The following is a 16584-nucleotide window of genomic DNA, read 5'->3' as shown; positions in this document are numbered from 1 at the left end:
TTTTTATTTGTCCTTATATCCTGAAAAAATGATGGAAATTACAAAAGTATCCTGAGCTTATTTTAAAATGAAAGTATAATAAAAATAAGAAAAATACAAATAGCTTTAATTCAAGCTAGCTTGTCTAAATGTATAAAAAAGTGCCTATATGACTGTAATAAGTTAACTAAATATTATAGTGAAAGTAAATGTTTATTTACTTATATGTCGATACGATGAGCATATATATAAAGTCATATATTTAAAAGTTGAATAATATATCAAAAATTCGATAAAATGAGTTGGTTTATACACATTACTAATATCTCTGAAGGTTTATTTATGAATGGTTATAGTGTTTTCCTTGTAATGCTTACAGTCTATATAGCCATACTTGTGGCTATTAGCTGGTATTTTAACAGTAGACAGAAATCCATTACCGATTTCTGGCTTGCTGGCCGCATGATAGGGCCCACAGCAATCGGTTTTTCGGCGGCAGCTTCATGGTTGACAGCCGGAGGAATTCTTGCGGTTGTCGGATATTTTATGCTCGGAGGAATGGGTTCTATATGGGAATTTGTGGCTCCTAATATCCTTGCTCTCCTTGTTATTGCTGTGCTTGTAAGGAAGATTAAAAGCCTGCCTGCAATCACACAACCCGAGCTTCTAGAACAACGTTACGGTAGTGCAATAAGATTGCCAATTGCCGTGATTATTACTGTTGTAATGACTCTTTTTTCAGTAGCGGACATTACAGGGCTTTCTCTAGTGTTGCAGGTATTTTATGGCCTTGATCCCATTTATGCTGCAGCCATCATTGCGATTTCAGTCTCTCTCTACGTAACCCTGGGAGGACTTTCTGCAGTAATCTGGACAGATGTTGTCCAGTTTGCCTTCCTTGCACTCTTCGCAGTGGGAATGGCTTTTGCATCAGTAGGAACAGTAGCTGACGGAGGACTTAATACTACTGCAATAAGCACTTCCCAGCTTTTTGGAAATGTGCCTGGAAGCTGGTGGAATCCCTTTTCAGTCGGTCTTCCTCTTATAATGATCCTTAGCTTTGCTTTAATTCCTGGCTGGATTACTGAGCAGGACCCCTGGCAAAAAGTCTGGGCTGCAAGAGATGCAAAATCCGCCAGTCGTGGAATGATAGTCGGCGCTCTCATGATTACTGTAGTCTTCGCAGCCTGCGCTGTAATTGCAATAGCTCTCAATTCCGTATATCCTGAAATAGCAAAGATGGGTTTTCCTGCAGGCATGGGTCTGGCAGAACCTGCACTCCTGAATTTTGTCAATACACGTTTCGCCTCTGCCCCTGTGATAATAGCCTTAAGTGCAATCGGGCTTGCTGCAGCTTCCATGTCCTGTACAGATACTTTTTCAACTTCAGGAGCCTCCTGTGTCTCCAGGGATATTTTCCAGAGATACATAAAGCCTGATGCTACAATGAAAGAAATGCTCGCGGTAAACAGAATCAGTGTCATCGCTATCATACTTGCGGCAACAGCAGGTTCATTTGTAATTCCAAACATTATCGATGCTATTCAAATTGCAACCTTCATTGCAAGCTCATCCTACTTCTTCCCCTTAATGGGAGGTTTATATTGGAAACGGGCTACTAAAGAAGGAGCTTTTGCAGGAATGATCGTGGGATTCTTAGTTCAGGTGGCTCTTGTGGCTGTGGATCTTATAAAAACACCACCTATGGGTACCAATTATCTTGAGACAATCCACCCGATCCTCACAGCCCACGGAGTAATTGTAGGAATGACCGTGAGTGCAATTGTTTTCTTTGGAGTGTCCTTTATGACAAAACCTTCGAGCAAGATCAATCTTGCACCCTTTTTCAAAGAGGAAGCCGAAAAGCTTGCTCGTTACGAAGCAAAGGGAGTCGGTGAAGCAGATAAGTCGTACAGTGCTTTTCTCGAGAATGTTGATGAAAAAATTACCGGAGAACGTGCTCATCTTCAGCTCAATCTCCGAGCTTCTGGAAATCTCAACTGGCATGAAATAACAGAACGGCTTAAAATCAGCTATCCTGCCTGGATAACTCCTACAGGGATTGATTCTGTATACAGATTGACTCATGGAGATATGCTTTCCTGTGTTGCGATAACAAGAGGTAGCGGAGATCGGGATATCTGGCTCAAGGCCGAGCCTACCCTTGAAACCGTGGGAAGACAAAAGAGAGAACTTTTCACAGCCTACGAGGAGTTAAAAAAAGTACTTGGCCAGAAGAACATAAGTCTGGACTTTTTTAAGTAAAAGTTGAGGTTCTTACCAGAACCCAGCTATTTCTCTTTTTTCAGATTTAAGCAAATGTTAAAGCTTGAAGGCGCTCTCAAGGGTCTTTTTTCCAAAAAGAAGATCTTCGAGAGAGAATACCTCAAAATTATAGATGCCTTTGTATCCAGAAAGCAATTTCAGGACTGAAAAATCAGCGCAACCTTCTCCAGGAGCCATGTGCGCGTCCCCATCGTATTTTTCTGTCCATTGCCCACTATTATCATGAAGATGAAGATGGATAATATGCTCCTTCAAGGTTCGGACAAATTCCCTGAGTTTTTCAGGATCGCCTCCGCAGGTAAGGTTTGCATGTCCTATATCAAAGGTGGCTTTCAGGTGTTCGGAATTCACAGCTTCTATAGTCTTGGAAAGCTCCTTGGCCTCACAGCAAAAATTCGAGGGATCTGTGCCTTCCTTGTTTTCAAGGCCCAAAGTAACTCCATAATCTTCAGCCACGGACGCAAGCTTGTTGAAGTTATTGACCATAGATAAATAAGATTTTTCCCTATTAGATCCAACTCTGCCCGGGTGTAATACCACAACATGAGCTCCGATCCGGTTTGCAAGCGTGATTGATTCTTCCAGAAGGGTAAATTCCCTCTCTCCCATTTGCGCAGTGTCAACCTGGAGAGCTGGGGGATATTTGGAATCTTCCGCAAAGTAAGGCGCGTGAACTGTGGCTGCGAAATCATAGATCGAAATTTCATCAAGCACTCTGTCGAGCTTCTTCGTTTCAAGTGTTAAACCATTATAAACCCCAAGTTTAGGAATATATAGTTCTATATACTCAACAGACCCATGTAAATCTCTAGGTGAGCCGGTAAAGGATGAAGCCCCTAAAATCACATATTATGCAAGGAAGTTAAATATAAAAATCTTTTTCTAACTTCTCTAAATATTAAATTTGCTAAATATGCTAAAATAATTAATCTATTTTAATCTGAAGTTCAAAATATACAGAAAGTTCCCCTCTCATATTGCAACCAAACAGTTTCATGTTATTAATCTGGTAAATTAGCTAAAATTAGCCAACATATTTATATATAAATAAATGTTCTCCGGGGCACAGTTAAATTTTATTCATAAATATTCTCTAAAATAAATATATAGCTTTGTGGGATAAATATATTTTTACTTAAAATGCGTACAGTATTAATTAATTTGTCTGAAATAATACCAAAAACATATCTTTTTTGTTCCTTGAATAAACGAAAAAGTTAATACAATCTATTATTTATAATAATTAATGATCTAAAAACCACAACGGAAGGGCTCTTATTTATAAAACCAATAATTATATTTTTAAAATCAATTAAAAAAATTCATTAGTTAGAATCGGAATCTTTATATTATATTGGATGGAGTTAAATTTTTTTATTTATATATATATGGCATTTTGTACACTTTGACCATTGCAGCCTATCTTATAAAACGGATTTTATATCATACTATTATATAATAATATTTTAAATGCCTGCATATTTCGAAAGGTTTATGAATAATCCTTTCTAAACAAAAATTCAACGCTTGTCATTCGTTATTTTTCATTGTAATAATATGGCAAACGGCGTGAAAAAATGTACAACGTTTTTTTCAATCCGGCCTTATTACATGTAATAACATAAAGGAGGAAAATGAATGGAACCACTCATAAGTATGGGAGTTCTTGCACTTATCGGTGCTGCTGCGACGATTGCAGGTGCCTCAGAGGACCTGGAATCCGATGTCGGGTCGCAGAGTAATGCTAACTCTCAAGTGCAGTTAGCTCCCCAGATGGGTTACGTACATCGAATCTATAATAAAGCTATTGCTGGTGAACCAGTCTCCAATGGACTGATGTGTACTGTTGGTTCGACTGGAGCTCTTGTTTTAATACAACACTTTGGTTTTTCCCCACTCTTTGCATTGGTTATTGGGGCCCTTATTGCAGCTATGGTACATGGAAGCTATTCCGTAACTGCAATTATGGGCAGAGAGGCCAGTCAGGCTCGGTTTAAGCAACCGATCTATCTAGACTTGATAAGATCTCACACACCTGTGATCATGGCCTTTGCGTTCCTAACGACGTTTTCTGTCGAGGTAGTTTCGTACCTCTTGGTAACTTCACTGGCGCATCCTTTCCCCTTCGTTTTACTGTCTTTCCTTTGGGGAGTTGTAGTAGGCTCAGTTGGATCTGCCACAGGCGACGTCCACTTAGGTGCAGAGCGTCAGTTCCAGCAGCAGCCTTTTGGTGAAGGTCTGAATGCTTCACAATCAGGAAACATTGTCCGTAAAGCCGAATCAGGCCTGAGAAATGGTATTGATAACCTCTGGTTCTGCTCAAAGTTCGGTGGACCGATGACAGGAGTTTCTTTTGGAATGGTCGTGTTCCTGGGTACCTGGATCATATTAGTCTTCGACCCCGCAAAAAGTGTCGCATATGGCTGGCTCTCTAATCTTTTAGGCTTGCTTATTGTTACTGTCTTATGTATTTGGAACTGGCATATCGAAAAGGAAACCCGTGAAAAATACGGGCCGTTCAAGGAAGATAAGGGCGAAGAGGTGTCCGCATGATAGATCTCGTAGGACTTATTGCGCCTAACATTTTGTGGATTATCGCAATTATAATCGGTGGTACTTTAATTTCTATCAGTGTCCACTTTATATCTGTTGGAGGCGCTCCCGCAGCAATGGCCCAGGCGACGGGTATAGGTACCGGTACTGTGATGCTGGCAGCCGGAGCCGGAATTGCCGGGATCATAGCTGCTGGAGCTGTAATGGATTTAAACCAGAATTTAGGTGTGGTTCTAGGTGCTGGAGGAGTCGGCGCAATGGTCATGCTGGCAGCAACCATGATAGTTGCTACCTGGATTTACGCCTATGGTGTGGGCGTTATGCCGGTTTCTGCAAAAGTAAAGTACGATCCAATCACCAAGTACAGGCAGGACCTCTATGTCTCCCAGGGTACTGAAGGACATGGTATTCCAACTGTTGCATTTGTAAGCTCACTTCTCGGAGGTCTTCTCGGAGGTCTTGGAGCAGCTCTTGCATATTATGCTCTCATGAAAGTAGGCACCTATGCTTACTCAGGAGTAATACCTCTCGATGTACATAATCTGGACCTTGTAGCCGTCGTAGCTACTTTCACAATAGGTTTCTTCTTTATAAACTCGGTCATCCCTTCGTACAACATCGTCGGTACTATTGAAGGGTTCCATGATCCTAAATTCAAAAGATGGCCAAAGGCTGCTGTTGCTTCCTTCCTCGCATCAATCCCTCTCGGTATTGTAGCAGTAATAGCAGTTGGAGCTCTTGCATTCGTAGGAGGTCTCTAAATGACAGAACAAAAGATGATTCCTCCGAACACATTGATGGCTGTTGGCGCAGTTGGCGGCCTCGTATGCATATATCTCGCTTATTTCCTTTCCCAAGCAAACCCTATATTTGTATTCTTCGGGGCTCTGGGAGCAGTCTTCGCCAGTATCTGGGGTGCTGATGCAGTCCGACGTATTGCTAGTTATGGACTTGGTACGGGTGTTCCATCAATCGGTCTGCTCGCCCTTGGTATGGGAATTATTGCCGTCCTGTTCGGACTTGCCCTCGATATAGGCCCAGCAGGTCCTATTGTCGCATTCATTGTCTCATGTGCCATCGGAGCTATAATAGGAATTATTTCTAAAAAGGTAGTCGGCATGACTATTCCAATTATGGTAAGTGCAACAACTGAGATTGCAGGGGCAGGAGCTCTCCTGATTCTCGGACTTAGTATTGTAATTGCCGGTTCCCTTGATTATGGAATAGTTGTCAAAGAAGTGATTAGAACAGGCTTCATAATGATGATTTACATCGCCGGCGGTATGGCAATGTTGCACCCGCACAATTCAAACCTGGGGCCTGACGAAACACAGGATAGACTCCTTGCACTCTCTGCGGAAAAAGCAGGAATTGCAGTGGTCCTCTCAGGCTTTGCGTCCGTAGCAGGTATGGGAGCAATCGCTATAACCGTACTTATTGGAATCATAATCTGGTACGTTTACTTCGGCAAGTACTATGCTCTTGTCAAGAGGGATGCATACAAAGTTGTCGATACCGGTCTGCTGCCAACTGAGGAGGAAATGCAATGAGCACAGTTCGCATAACCCCGGAAATACATCTGGTACTGGAGACCGATACCGGTGTGATTGCACAGGAACGAGAGGACATTCTGCAATATAGCTTGGCGCCTGTCTTTGAAAGACTGGACAAACTGGATCTAATAGCAGATGACCTTGTGGATTCCCTTTCCCCAAGCAGGCCGCTCCTCAACAGCTGGCCAGGCCGTGAAAACGCGTCCTATAAAGCAGGATTCTATACCAATGCCTGGTATGGAATTGTCGTGGGCTTTTTCTTCTTCGGGATGGTTCTCCTTTTAATATATCTCAGATCTGTGATGATGGCGGGAGGAGCTTAAAATGGCAAACAAGAAAGATGCTGCCGCAGGGTGGCCTATCCTGAAAGGTGAATACGAGGCTGGTGACTCTAAGAATCCAGTATGTGTAATTACCTGCGGATCACACATTCCGGGAAAGTCTATTCTTGATGCAGGTGCATCAATTACAGGATCGTGTAAAACCGAAAACCTCGGTATCGAGAAAGTTGTTGCCCACATCATTTCAAACCCTAATATCAGGTTCCTCCTTGTGACCGGTACTGAAGTTAAAGGGCACGTACTTGGACAGTCAATAATCGCTCTCCACGCAAACGGTGTAAAAGAGAGCAGGATCGTAGGAGCCCAGGGTGCAATTCCGTATGTAGAAAACCTGACTGCAGAGGCAGTTGAACGCTTCCAGCAACAGGTCGAGGTCATTAACCTTCTTGAAACTGAGGATATGGGCGCAATTACTTCCAAGGTAAAAGAACTCGTTTCAAAAGACCCTGGAGCCTTTGATGCCGAACCCATGATTCTACAGATCTCCGAGGGAGGAGAAGAAGAAGAAGAGGGAGCTGGGGTCAGACCGCTTGGCGCCGAAATTGCAATGGTCCGCAACAGGATGAAAGGGATCGAAAGCAGCCTGATTGACATCGGAAACCTAAATAAGTATCATGCAGGTGTAGGTGCAGGGAAGGTTGAAGGGTTCATGATAGGATTAACCTTTACCATTGCTATTCTTGGAATGCTATTGATAGGGAGGTAAAAGAATGGCAGAAGCTGAATATGGAAAGGGAGTCCCGATGGTGACTACCCCGCAGATGGGAGCAATCGATACAGCTCTCGAAAGTATCAGGTACAGAGGCCAATTAATTGCAAGAAACCAGAAGCTTGATTCAGGTGTAATGTCTACCGGAATCTCAGGGTTTGCAGCGGGATTCATATTCGTATTCCTGGTGACCATTGTAATCCCGTTGTTGGTCTGGAGGTGAGTGCTATGAGTGACGAAAAAGCACCCATAGTTATTGTAGATCAAAGTGAGTTTAACGCGGCTATGAAGCGGCTCGACAGGATTGAAGAAAAAGTCGAGTTCGTTGGCAGTGAAGTTGCACAGAGAATCGGAAAGAAGGTAGGAAGGGACATTGGAATTCTGTACGGCGGCGTTATTGGCCTGCTGCTCTTCCTTGTTTATGTCACGGTAACATCAATGTTCATGCATTAACAACTGAGGGATTAAAATGTTCAAATTTGATAAGAAACAGGAAGTTTTTGATATAGGCGGAGTTAAATTCGGTGGTCAGCCAGGTGAATATCCAACTGTGTTAGTAAGTACCATGTTCTATGGAAAACACAAGATCGTTTCAGACGAGGACAAGGGAACTTTCGACAAAGCAACTGCGGAATCGCTCTGGAATGCCCAGCAAACAATGAGCGACGCTACCGGGCTTCCATATGCGAACCAGATTGTAGGTGAAACCCCCGAAGCGATTTGTAACTACATAAAGTGGTTTGTTGATATTGATGACCACACTCCTTTCCTGATCGATTCCTCTGCAGGAAAGGTAAGGGCTGCTGCTGCCAAGTACTGTACCGAGATAGGAGTTGCAGACAGGGCTATACACAACTCAATCAACGCAAGTATTGAACAGGAAGAAATCGATGTCCTTACTGAAAGCGATGTGACAGCATCTATCGTACTTGCCTTTAACGCAGTCGATCCTACCGTAAAAGGAAAGCTGGACGTTCTTGAAGTCGGTGGTTCCGGACTAACAAAAGGAATGCTTGATATCGCAAAGGACTGTGGAATCAAGGTACCCTTAATCGACGTTGCTGCAATGCCTCTTGGCGCAGGTTCCGGTCCTACTATCCGCTCGATACCCACAATGAAAGCAAAATTCGGGCTGCCAGTTGGCGGTGGATACCACAACATGGCATCTTCCTGGAGCTGGTTAAGGAAATTCAAGAAAACTATGCCTGACCCACAGGCTATCTACATGCCTTCAGACATTGGTACCAACCTGGTAGCACAGATTGCAGGCTCGGATTATCTCCTTTATGGGCCTATTGAGAACGTTAACCAGATTTTCCCGGCTGTTGCAATGGTAGACATTATGCTTGGTGAAACCGCAAAAGATCTTGGTATCGAGATTGCGGATCTGGCAAACCACCCGGTAACCAAACTGACATAAACAAAAAGAATAAACTTAAAAAGAGTCTCAGGACCCAAAAGCAGAGGAAATTTTCCTTTGCTTTTTCTTCTTTTTATAATTTGTAACTTTTTTCTAACTCAGGCTTCTATTATCCTTTCATTCTATTACCCGTCTTGCCTTTTCTGCCTACGTTTTCTTGTAGTTTTTCTTTCCTATCTACTTTAAAATACAATGCTTACTTATACGTTTCACGTGTGCCTGAAAAAATGAGATCTTTTTTACAAACCGGAAAAAACAGAATTTTCAGGCAAATCTAGAAAAAGTGGATTTACATAAACTAGTGTCTTGAAAATTCAGTTATTGGTCACATGTTAACTCTGAATTGCTATATGTTGATGAGAAGCTATCAAAGATTATGCTCAATAATTAAATTTCCATGACACTAGTAGATTCTATAGGTGAACTCAAAAGGAGAAGACAAAAAAAGATATCAAAAAGTTTATGTTACTTCCTTAGAGGAAAGTCCCTGGCCGGCTAGATAATCCCATCTGAACCTGCCAGGTACTTATGAATCCACTCCCAAACTCGCTTTTTGGGACTGTTATCGCCTCTGAAGATTGTGAGTTCTCAGAGAAATCGTAATAATCTGTGAGTTTTTACCCTGCGCTCAAGCAGGAGCTATACAATCTACTCCAAAACTCACGGCTTTTGAACACAACCAATGCCCTAGAAATTAAATCAGGGTAGATAATCGAAGGTTAAACAAACTTTAAGGACAGGGTTAAATCAATAATGCAATCTTCCAGGTTATAGCAGTCCAACTTACATCCGAATGTTTTTTATTTACATATTGTACACTCTTTTAACATATATATATAAAGAGTTGTGAACCGGTATCATTCGTTTCTGGTTATTTGTCAAGCTTTTCGCTTAAGGTTATAAGAAAAATCTAATTAAGCTGCGAAAGTAGAACAAAATACAAAAATCTACATCCTGACAATTCGACAGAGTTATAAGGATGCCAATATTGTATAATACTTTAAAACTAATTGGGACTTTCGATGGAACATCTTTTGGTTTTAATCATCAAAGAGTAGTAATAAATAGAAAGATTTAATATTCGGTAGCACTTACCAGTACCATAAATAGAGCTATAAGTAAAAACTTTTTAGGTTTGGAGTGTATTTCTTTATAAAAACATTTTTTCTAAACGTCTAACTGGAATCGATAAAAAGTCTTAATCTTACGGCATCAAAACGGATCATAGCATAAAGAGCCAGGAAACCGGATCTACGGGTGGAAATATGCTGATCAGAAAGAACATTTCCCTGGATGATAAATACCTTAAAAAGTTACAGCCCCTTCTGGATGCCAATAACGGGAATTTGAGTGCTGCAGTCAGGGATACCATTGAAGTTGCGGATACAGCTCTTTTGTATCATAAAAGTATTGATGAAGCAATCCAATTTTTAAAAGAAACTCCTGCAAAAGAAGAGTTAAACGAAACAATCCAGAATGGGGAAAATATCGTTATAAATAAAACGATGCTTGAATGGCTGTTCAGGTGTACCAGGGGCAGACTTACGGATGAAGGGCTTGTTAATGAGCTTATCAATCCGTTTGAAATTCAGGATATGAGACAACTAGAAGATTATCTTAATAGGGTTTCCAGAAGCTATCAATGGGCAATTCGAACCTCAATAAAGTGCGAAGATATTAATAGTCCTGAATCTGCAATGGTACTTATTTCCAACTCCACTATACACAGCAGAGACTTTTTTGCTCAACTGGTGGCTCATTTTCTTTCCAGATGGAAACAGCTTGACGTTGAGCATGTTTTCAAGAGATCAAATTCGACCCAGATTTTTTTCAGAAGGAACACCTCTACCTCATCGAACGAGACTATGCCCGGAATCCGGAAGCATTTTGGATATCTTGACATTTTATGTAAAGAACTGGACGACAATCCGGAATTCTGGACTCAGCTCATGTATACTTATAATGCTGAGAGGTTTAATCTCGTGACTCTTCATCGTAGCCAGTTTGAAGTTTTTGCAACCGGAGAAGTTCCAAACCCGACAAAAACCCTTGAGCGCCTTTGCAAACAGTCGGTAAGTGATATGACTCTTACGGACTTGCTGGTTCAGTTTAGAAAAATGTACCTTTCAACCCAACTTGTCAAAAATATAGAACTCTCTCTTGAACCTGGAAGCGAGTCAGTAACCATTTTCCATGACTTCAAAGATGAAAGGGTTATTCGTAATCTTATTAAGTATTTTTCAAATATATTCAGGGAAAATGGCACGCCTTTCGAGACATTTTCGTATTCAAGCATGATTGTATTTCGATTCTTCCAGGGACGAGATTCTGACAGCTCGGATTTATATTTGATGGAATCAATGGAAGAGTCCGAATAACCTGATCTGAATAACCTGACCTAGATAACATGAAGAAATTCAAAGGTTTATTGGCCAGAACCAAAGAATGACTAAAATATTTTAAAGATTCCATTGACAAATTAAAGGTCAAAAAATTAAGAGCGAAAAACTTTAGCCTGTAGACTAAAGTTCCCACAGAAGCTTTAATGCCTGAAGCCTATAATTTCTGACGCTTATATTTAAAGGCCTGACCTGTTTTTAGCTCACTTAACCTTTTGTAACTCCTAAAGGAAGAACTCTTGCGACCTTACGTGCAATGCCGAGTTCGTGCACGACATTTACCACTTCGCTGCTGGACTTGTATACACCCGGAGCTTCCTCTGCAATAACTGAAGGATGCGTGGCTCTTACTGTAATGCCCCGAGCTTCAAGGTTTTCTTTTATGCTCTGTCCGCGGAATTCTTTCTTTGCTTGTGCCCTGCTCATGACCCTGCCGGCCCCGTGGCAGGCACTGCCGAAGGAAACATTCATAGCTTCTTCGGAACCGCATAATATAAAAGAAGGCGTACCCATGCTTCCAGGGATCAAAACCGGTTGCCCTACATCCCTGTACACGGCCGGAACTTCGGGATGCCCTGGAGGAAAGGCTCTTGTTGCTCCTTTCCTGTGCACATAAACCTCTTTTTTTTTGCCGTCCACAACATGTTTTTCAAGTTTTGCCACATTGTGAGCAACGTCATAAAGCAGGTTCATGCCAAGGTCGTCAGCATCTCTCCCAAACACTTTTTCAAACGATTCCCTTGTCCAGTGAGTAATTATCTGACGGTTTGCCCATGCATAATTTGCAGCGCAGAGCATGGCTTTGAAATAGTTCTGGGCTTCCCTTGACTGTGCAGGGGCACAGGCAAGCTGTTTGTCCGGAATTTCAATTTTATAGTCCTTTACGGCCTGAGAAAGTTCCTTCAGGTGGTCAGTACAGATCTGGTGCCCTGCACCCCTTGACCCGCAATGGATCATTACCGTGACCTGGCCTTCTTGAAGCCCGAAAGTTGAGGCTATTTCCTGATCATAGATCTTATCAACATACTGAACCTCAAGAAAGTGGTTGCCGCTTCCGAGAGTTCCTAACTGAGGTTTTCCTCTGTTTCTGGCTTTCGTGCTTACCTGGGAAGTCTCGGCTCCTTCCATATACCCGTTTGCCTCACAGTGCTCTACATCAGCTTCCACACCATACCCGGCTTCTACAGCCCATCTTGCCCCTTCAAGAAAAGCACTATCCAGTTCCTGGTCTGAAGCCCTGATCCGGCTTTTGGAACCAACACCGGCAGGCACATTGTTAAAAAGCTCGTCAGTTAACCTCTTTATGTTTGGAACGACCTCTTCTTTCTGAAGGTTGGTACGAATGAGCCTTACTCCGCAGTTAATATCAAAGCCCACCCCACCCGGGCTGATAATTCCTTCTTCCACATCAAAAGCCGCAACTCCCCCTATAGCAAAGCCATAGCCAAGATGAGCATCAGGCATTGCCATGGAGTACTTCTGAATGCCAGGAAGGGTTGCCACATTTGCTATCTGGTCGATAGTCCCGGATTCAATGCCTTCAAGCAAACTCTTGGATACAAAAAGGCGGCCCGGAACCCGCATGTTGGGGATGTGCCCGACAGGAATTTCCCATTCGTTTTCGGAAAGCTTCCTGACCATACCCTTTACATCCTCCTGTACATTTTCCGTGCTTAATTCCTCAATAGCTGTATCTTCATTTTCTACCATGATTTATGCTCCCTGCTTCTTTATACTTTAGATGTAATTCTGGAGCTATAATTTACCTTCCGTCTCCCTAAGGTTCTGCAAATTACTTTGGAAACGTGATTAAGATACACTGTGCCAGGCTGGATTAAAGCCACAATGAATTTGGATACGCCTGATTAAGATTGGTTCAATATGACAAAGTCGATCTAAATATAACTGAATCAATTTAGGACTAGTGCTTCGATTCCAAAGTCAATTCCTCATTTTCTGGAAAAACCCATGACCTTCGGATCTACTCAAAAATCGAGTTTTATGAATCTACTTCAGAATCGCAGTACTTTCAACTTGAGATATACTCGAAATATACTTGATATATTATAGTGAAGGATAGGATAATAATTCCTATACATGAAGATATGCATGGCGCAAAATGGTTAGAAAAGAAACAGTCAGTATCCGTGGAGTCAGTACACGGGGCTAGGGAGAAAATTTCTTCTTCCTTAAATATCCACAACAACCTGAGCCTTCCAACCGTCAGCATCCTTCGTTATTTCTAACTGGTTATAGGTAACAGCCTTTATTTCTGTCTCAAAGGGGAGGTTTTCGAGATAGTACTTTTCGCCCAGTGCCTGAGCTGTTATTGAGTATTCACCTTTTTCTTCCTTGATTTTCTCAACCCGGAACTCCCTGAAAACAATTTCATCAACTTCAAATATATACAGAAGTTCTGAAAGCCAGTCCACAAGCAGGGACTCCAGATCCGGCGACTTAAGACAAATTTCTCTTGCGGTTTCTCCCGAGACTTTTTTTGTATCTATTATAACATTGAACATAGCTAGAGCCGCATTTTCAAATACTTCTTCCTGAGTTTTTCCGTAAGCCTGGAACTTGATATCTGCAGTGTGATCCAGATATTCATACTGTTTTCCTTGAGACGACATAGTCAGGTAATTATGTTTTGTGTTACATTAACTTATTCGCCGCAGGAACCTGTGTTCAAATCTGAAAAATTTCCCTGAATTGAGATAACTACCTGAAATAAAATTCGAATTGAAATAGTATTAAATTTGCAAAATTAAAAAGAATGTTGTCATTGCAGGTTCTTCCATATATAATGGATCCTCTGGACTGCTGTTATATGGCTAGTTACAGCAATCAGGATGACAGCCCAGCCCAGAATTGAAGAACCTGCAATTGGCAGTGGAAAGACAAAGTTGCCGAAGGCTGCAAGAATTATAACTACAAGCCGGTCAGCTCTGCCCATGATTCCTCCATAGTATCTTCCAAGGCTGAGCGCCTGAGCCTGAGTTCCAAGATAGCTGGTAAGCAACACACCTACAATTGCCGCAACTCCTAACTGCCAGGAGACGTAATCTGCAAAAAAGATGCTACATATAATAAAGACATCCGAGTAACGGTCAATAACGTGATCCAGAAAATCACCTCTTGGGGTAGCCCGATTTGATTTACGTGCAACTACCCCATCAAGAGCGTCAAAGATCGAATTAAGTATTACCAGGATGCCTGCCAGCAGGATAAATTCCCTGGACGCAGGCGAGTAATAAAAACTCAGTCCTGCAAAGAATGCACAGACAAGAGAAGCTATGGAAACCGTGTTGGGTGAGACCTCATATCTAACGAAATACTCTGCCAGTGGTTCGATAAGTTTTGAGGCAAAAGGTCTCAGGGTGTTAAACGTCATGGTACTCGAGATTTTTCCTTAGTGATACCTAATAAAAAGCCGCCCCAGAAACAGGCATCTTATCTTTTTCGGTATCCCGGTTTGGATTTGCTTATTTATATCTTTTCTCTGTTTACCTGCTTTTTTATATTTATATTTAAGCTGTATGGTTATCCGCTTATCAATACATAAGTTTACTTATTTTCCTTTTCTGCTTTCGCACGCTCGTACAGGTACTTGACTTTGCAGGAGTGCTCAAGCTGTGTGGTCACTATATAGGCGTCCCCAAGTGTTCTCCCTATTGCAAAAGTCCCGTGACTGTAAACTATAGCACCTCTGTGCCTTGAGAGTTCATTTGCAAGATTTCCTGCAAGCTCGTGGCTGCCTATTCCTCCTTCGACGACTGAAATCTCCCCAAGGAAGTACTGCCCTTCACTATCTACAGGTGAAATTTTCCCCTCCGGTCCTGCGAGCAGGGACTCGACAACTGCATAAGGGGCGTGAGCATGAATGATTGCAAGTGCTGAGGTATGCCTGTAAATTTCCCTGTGTACGACGGCTTCAGAAGATGCGATTATATCCAGGGAAGAAGTGCCCCAAACATCAACTTCAACAACGTTATTCTCCGTGATTTCATCAAGTGCGGCCCCTGTCCGGGTGATAAGCATCCTGTCGCCAGCCCTGAGGCTGATATTCCCGAAATTGGATTCGACAAGCCCGTGTTCAACCAGCTTGCGCCCGTATTTTGCGATTTCCTGCCACATCTTAGCAAGATATAAACAAAGGACTCCATAAAGTTTATGTACTATAACCTCAGGAACCTGGCAAAAAAGAGAAAACATAACAGGCAAGAAAGAAGGATAGCTTCCGGATAAAAAAATTCTGCCATAAAGTTTATCTGTGAGTATTGTATTTAGGTAAGTCGCAGTATTTCCTATTTGCCTCGTTGGCTCAGCCCGGTAGAGCGAGTGACTTGTAATCACTAGGTCGCGTGTTCAAATCACGCACGGGGCTTAAAAAAATTTTGAGTGTAAAGCCCACTTTTTCGGTTAAAGAAGTGGTACAGTGGAAGTGGGTATATATAATTTTAGTCTTCAAAAAAGGCTTGAATCGCTAAATGCTGCCGCTATTTCTGATACAAATAAGAAGCTGATCTTAGATTTTGTTGATTACTGTTTTACTGAAGGACTAAGTCAGCATCGTATCTTGAAGTATATATCGGCATTGAAAATGATTGCTCTGAAGATCCAGCTTGATTTTGACAAGATCGAGAAAAGAGATCTACTTGTATTTATTTCTGAATTAGAGCGATCAGAAAGAAGCCAATGGTTAAAACATGACTATAAAATAACTCTAAAAAAGTTTTACAAATGGTACTGTCAAGAAGACTATCCTGAAATGACAAGATGGATTAAAGCTACTGTCAAGAAGAAAGACCAAAAGCTCCCTGAAGAGATGTTAACCGAGTCAGATATTTTAAAAATGATAGAACATGCTAAAAGAAAGATGGATAAAGCGATGATAGCTCTTTTGTGGGACATAGGAGCGAGAATTGGGGAAATTGGATCTCTAACTATCAGGCATATATCTTTTGATGAATATGGGGCACTTATAAGCTTGAGGGGAAAGACAGGATATAGGCGTGTGAGGGCAGTATGGAGTGTAGATTACCTACAAGCTTGGTTACAGGCACATCCAGAAGGATACAATCCAGATGCGCCCTTGTGGATTACCTTTGATAGTAAAGAGAATTTACTAAAACCATTGCAATATGGAGCAGCAAGAATGAAATTACAACGAATAGCTAAGAGGGCAGGAATTAACAAAAAAATCCATCCTCATCTGTTCCGGCATTCACGCTGTACTTACATGGCAAATTACCTCACTGAAGCTCAAATGAATGTATATTTTGGATGGACACAAGGCTCAGATATGCCCGGAGTGTACGTTCACTTGTCGGGGCGTGACATTGAT

At 41.9% G+C, this 16584-nt stretch carries 16 protein-coding genes and 1 tRNA gene; 12 read left to right on the top strand and 5 right to left on the bottom strand.

The window, feature by feature from the left end; all coding sequences use genetic code 11:
* Positions 1-321: 321 nt before the first annotated feature.
* A complete protein-coding gene (locus BP621_RS03605) occupies positions 322-2244 on the top strand; it encodes a sodium:solute symporter family protein (protein WP_292388006.1) in 1923 nt (640 codons plus the stop codon).
* A 57-nt stretch (positions 2245-2301) separates the two neighbouring features.
* Here BP621_RS03605 and BP621_RS03600 read toward each other — a convergent pair whose 3' ends face one another.
* Positions 2302-3111, bottom strand: coding sequence for a sugar phosphate isomerase/epimerase family protein (locus tag BP621_RS03600; protein ID WP_292388005.1), 810 nt, complete (start codon positions 3109-3111; stop codon positions 2302-2304).
* Positions 3112-3903: 792 nt separating this feature from the next.
* Between BP621_RS03600 and mtrE the strand changes: the two genes are divergently transcribed.
* The 9 genes from mtrE to BP621_RS03555 all read left to right on the top strand — a co-directional run bounded on the left by mtrE (position 3904) and on the right by BP621_RS03555 (position 11219).
* Positions 3904-4818 carry a tetrahydromethanopterin S-methyltransferase subunit E gene (gene mtrE, locus BP621_RS03595; RefSeq protein ID WP_292388004.1) on the top strand — a complete coding sequence of 305 codons (915 nt, stop codon included), beginning with the start codon at positions 3904-3906 and terminating at the stop codon, positions 4816-4818.
* Positions 4815-5579 carry a tetrahydromethanopterin S-methyltransferase subunit D gene (mtrD, locus tag BP621_RS03590; RefSeq protein WP_292388002.1) on the top strand — a complete coding sequence of 255 codons (765 nt, stop codon included), beginning with the start codon at positions 4815-4817 and terminating at the stop codon, positions 5577-5579. Before mtrE ends, mtrD begins: the two co-directional genes overlap by 4 nt.
* Positions 5580-6368, top strand: coding sequence for a tetrahydromethanopterin S-methyltransferase subunit MtrC (gene mtrC / locus BP621_RS03585; RefSeq protein WP_292388001.1), 789 nt, complete (start codon positions 5580-5582; stop codon positions 6366-6368).
* On the top strand, positions 6365-6694 hold the full coding sequence (locus BP621_RS03580) for a tetrahydromethanopterin S-methyltransferase subunit B (RefSeq protein ID WP_292387999.1): 330 nt from the start codon (positions 6365-6367) through the stop codon (positions 6692-6694). The genes mtrC and BP621_RS03580 overlap by 4 nt, the downstream gene beginning before the upstream one ends.
* A 1-nt stretch (position 6695) precedes the next feature.
* Positions 6696-7418, top strand: coding sequence for a tetrahydromethanopterin S-methyltransferase subunit A (gene mtrA / locus BP621_RS03575; RefSeq protein ID WP_292387997.1), 723 nt, complete (start codon positions 6696-6698; stop codon positions 7416-7418).
* Between the two features lie 4 nt (positions 7419-7422).
* Positions 7423-7644 carry a tetrahydromethanopterin S-methyltransferase subunit F gene (locus tag BP621_RS03570; protein ID WP_292387996.1) on the top strand — a complete coding sequence of 74 codons (222 nt, stop codon included), beginning with the start codon at positions 7423-7425 and terminating at the stop codon, positions 7642-7644.
* 5 nt (positions 7645-7649) lie between these two features.
* Positions 7650-7874 (top strand): tetrahydromethanopterin S-methyltransferase subunit MtrG, encoded by a 225-nt coding sequence (gene mtrG, locus BP621_RS03565; protein ID WP_292387995.1) that lies wholly within the window; start codon positions 7650-7652, stop codon positions 7872-7874.
* Positions 7875-7890: 16 nt separating this feature from the next.
* Positions 7891-8841, top strand: a complete 951-nt coding sequence (gene mtrH, locus BP621_RS03560) for a tetrahydromethanopterin S-methyltransferase subunit H (protein WP_292387994.1) — start codon at positions 7891-7893, stop codon at positions 8839-8841.
* 1265 nt (positions 8842-10106) lie between these two features.
* On the top strand, positions 10107-11219 hold the full coding sequence (locus BP621_RS03555; protein ID WP_292387993.1) for a hypothetical protein: 1113 nt from the start codon (positions 10107-10109) through the stop codon (positions 11217-11219).
* Between the two features lie 228 nt (positions 11220-11447).
* On the opposite strand, the gene BP621_RS03550 is transcribed toward BP621_RS03555, so the two are convergent.
* The 4 genes from BP621_RS03550 to BP621_RS03535 all read right to left on the bottom strand — a co-directional run bounded on the left by BP621_RS03550 (position 11448) and on the right by BP621_RS03535 (position 15374).
* Positions 11448-12950, bottom strand: a complete 1503-nt coding sequence (locus tag BP621_RS03550) for an RtcB family protein (protein ID WP_292387992.1) — start codon at positions 12948-12950, stop codon at positions 11448-11450.
* Positions 12951-13429: 479 nt separating this feature from the next.
* Positions 13430-13870, bottom strand: coding sequence for an archease (locus BP621_RS03545; RefSeq protein WP_292387991.1), 441 nt, complete (start codon positions 13868-13870; stop codon positions 13430-13432).
* A 149-nt stretch (positions 13871-14019) separates the two neighbouring features.
* A complete protein-coding gene (gene pgsA, locus BP621_RS03540) occupies positions 14020-14631 on the bottom strand; it encodes an archaetidylinositol phosphate synthase (protein WP_292387990.1) in 612 nt (203 codons plus the stop codon).
* Positions 14632-14804: 173 nt separating this feature from the next.
* Positions 14805-15374 carry an aldolase gene (locus BP621_RS03535; RefSeq protein WP_292387989.1) on the bottom strand — a complete coding sequence of 190 codons (570 nt, stop codon included), beginning with the start codon at positions 15372-15374 and terminating at the stop codon, positions 14805-14807.
* A 176-nt stretch (positions 15375-15550) separates the two neighbouring features.
* On the opposite strand from BP621_RS03535, the gene BP621_RS03530 reads away from it, so the two are divergent.
* Positions 15551-15624: transfer RNA gene (locus tag BP621_RS03530), tRNA-Thr, on the top strand.
* Between the two features lie 51 nt (positions 15625-15675).
* A partial coding sequence (locus BP621_RS03525; RefSeq protein WP_292387987.1) for a tyrosine-type recombinase/integrase occupies positions 15676-16584 on the top strand: 909 nt, incomplete at its 3' end.

It is taken from the genome of Methanosarcina sp. UBA5, assembly GCF_002505485.1.
Taxonomy (GTDB): domain Archaea; phylum Halobacteriota; class Methanosarcinia; order Methanosarcinales; family Methanosarcinaceae; genus Methanosarcina.
Note: the sequence above shows the minus strand (reverse complement) of the source record. Positions and strands in the feature narration are given on the sequence as shown.

Coding starts and splice junctions, on each gene's coding strand:
- BP621_RS03605 (WP_292388006.1), top strand. CDS start 322: ATGAATGGTTATAGTGTTTTCCTTGTAATGCTTACAGTCTATATAGCC.
- mtrE (WP_292388004.1), top strand. CDS start 3,904: ATGGAACCACTCATAAGTATGGGAGTTCTTGCACTTATCGGTGCTGCT.
- mtrD (WP_292388002.1), top strand. CDS start 4,815: ATGATAGATCTCGTAGGACTTATTGCGCCTAACATTTTGTGGATTATC.
- mtrC (WP_292388001.1), top strand. CDS start 5,580: ATGACAGAACAAAAGATGATTCCTCCGAACACATTGATGGCTGTTGGC.
- BP621_RS03580 (WP_292387999.1), top strand. CDS start 6,365: ATGAGCACAGTTCGCATAACCCCGGAAATACATCTGGTACTGGAGACC.
- mtrA (WP_292387997.1), top strand. CDS start 6,696: ATGGCAAACAAGAAAGATGCTGCCGCAGGGTGGCCTATCCTGAAAGGT.
- BP621_RS03570 (WP_292387996.1), top strand. CDS start 7,423: ATGGCAGAAGCTGAATATGGAAAGGGAGTCCCGATGGTGACTACCCCG.
- mtrG (WP_292387995.1), top strand. CDS start 7,650: ATGAGTGACGAAAAAGCACCCATAGTTATTGTAGATCAAAGTGAGTTT.
- mtrH (WP_292387994.1), top strand. CDS start 7,891: ATGTTCAAATTTGATAAGAAACAGGAAGTTTTTGATATAGGCGGAGTT.
- BP621_RS03555 (WP_292387993.1), top strand. CDS start 10,107: ATGCTGATCAGAAAGAACATTTCCCTGGATGATAAATACCTTAAAAAG.
- BP621_RS03550 (WP_292387992.1), bottom strand. CDS start 12,950: ATGGTAGAAAATGAAGATACAGCTATTGAGGAATTAAGCACGGAAAAT.
- BP621_RS03545 (WP_292387991.1), bottom strand. CDS start 13,870: ATGTCGTCTCAAGGAAAACAGTATGAATATCTGGATCACACTGCAGAT.
- pgsA (WP_292387990.1), bottom strand. CDS start 14,631: ATGACGTTTAACACCCTGAGACCTTTTGCCTCAAAACTTATCGAACCA.
- BP621_RS03535 (WP_292387989.1), bottom strand. CDS start 15,374: ATGTGGCAGGAAATCGCAAAATACGGGCGCAAGCTGGTTGAACACGGG.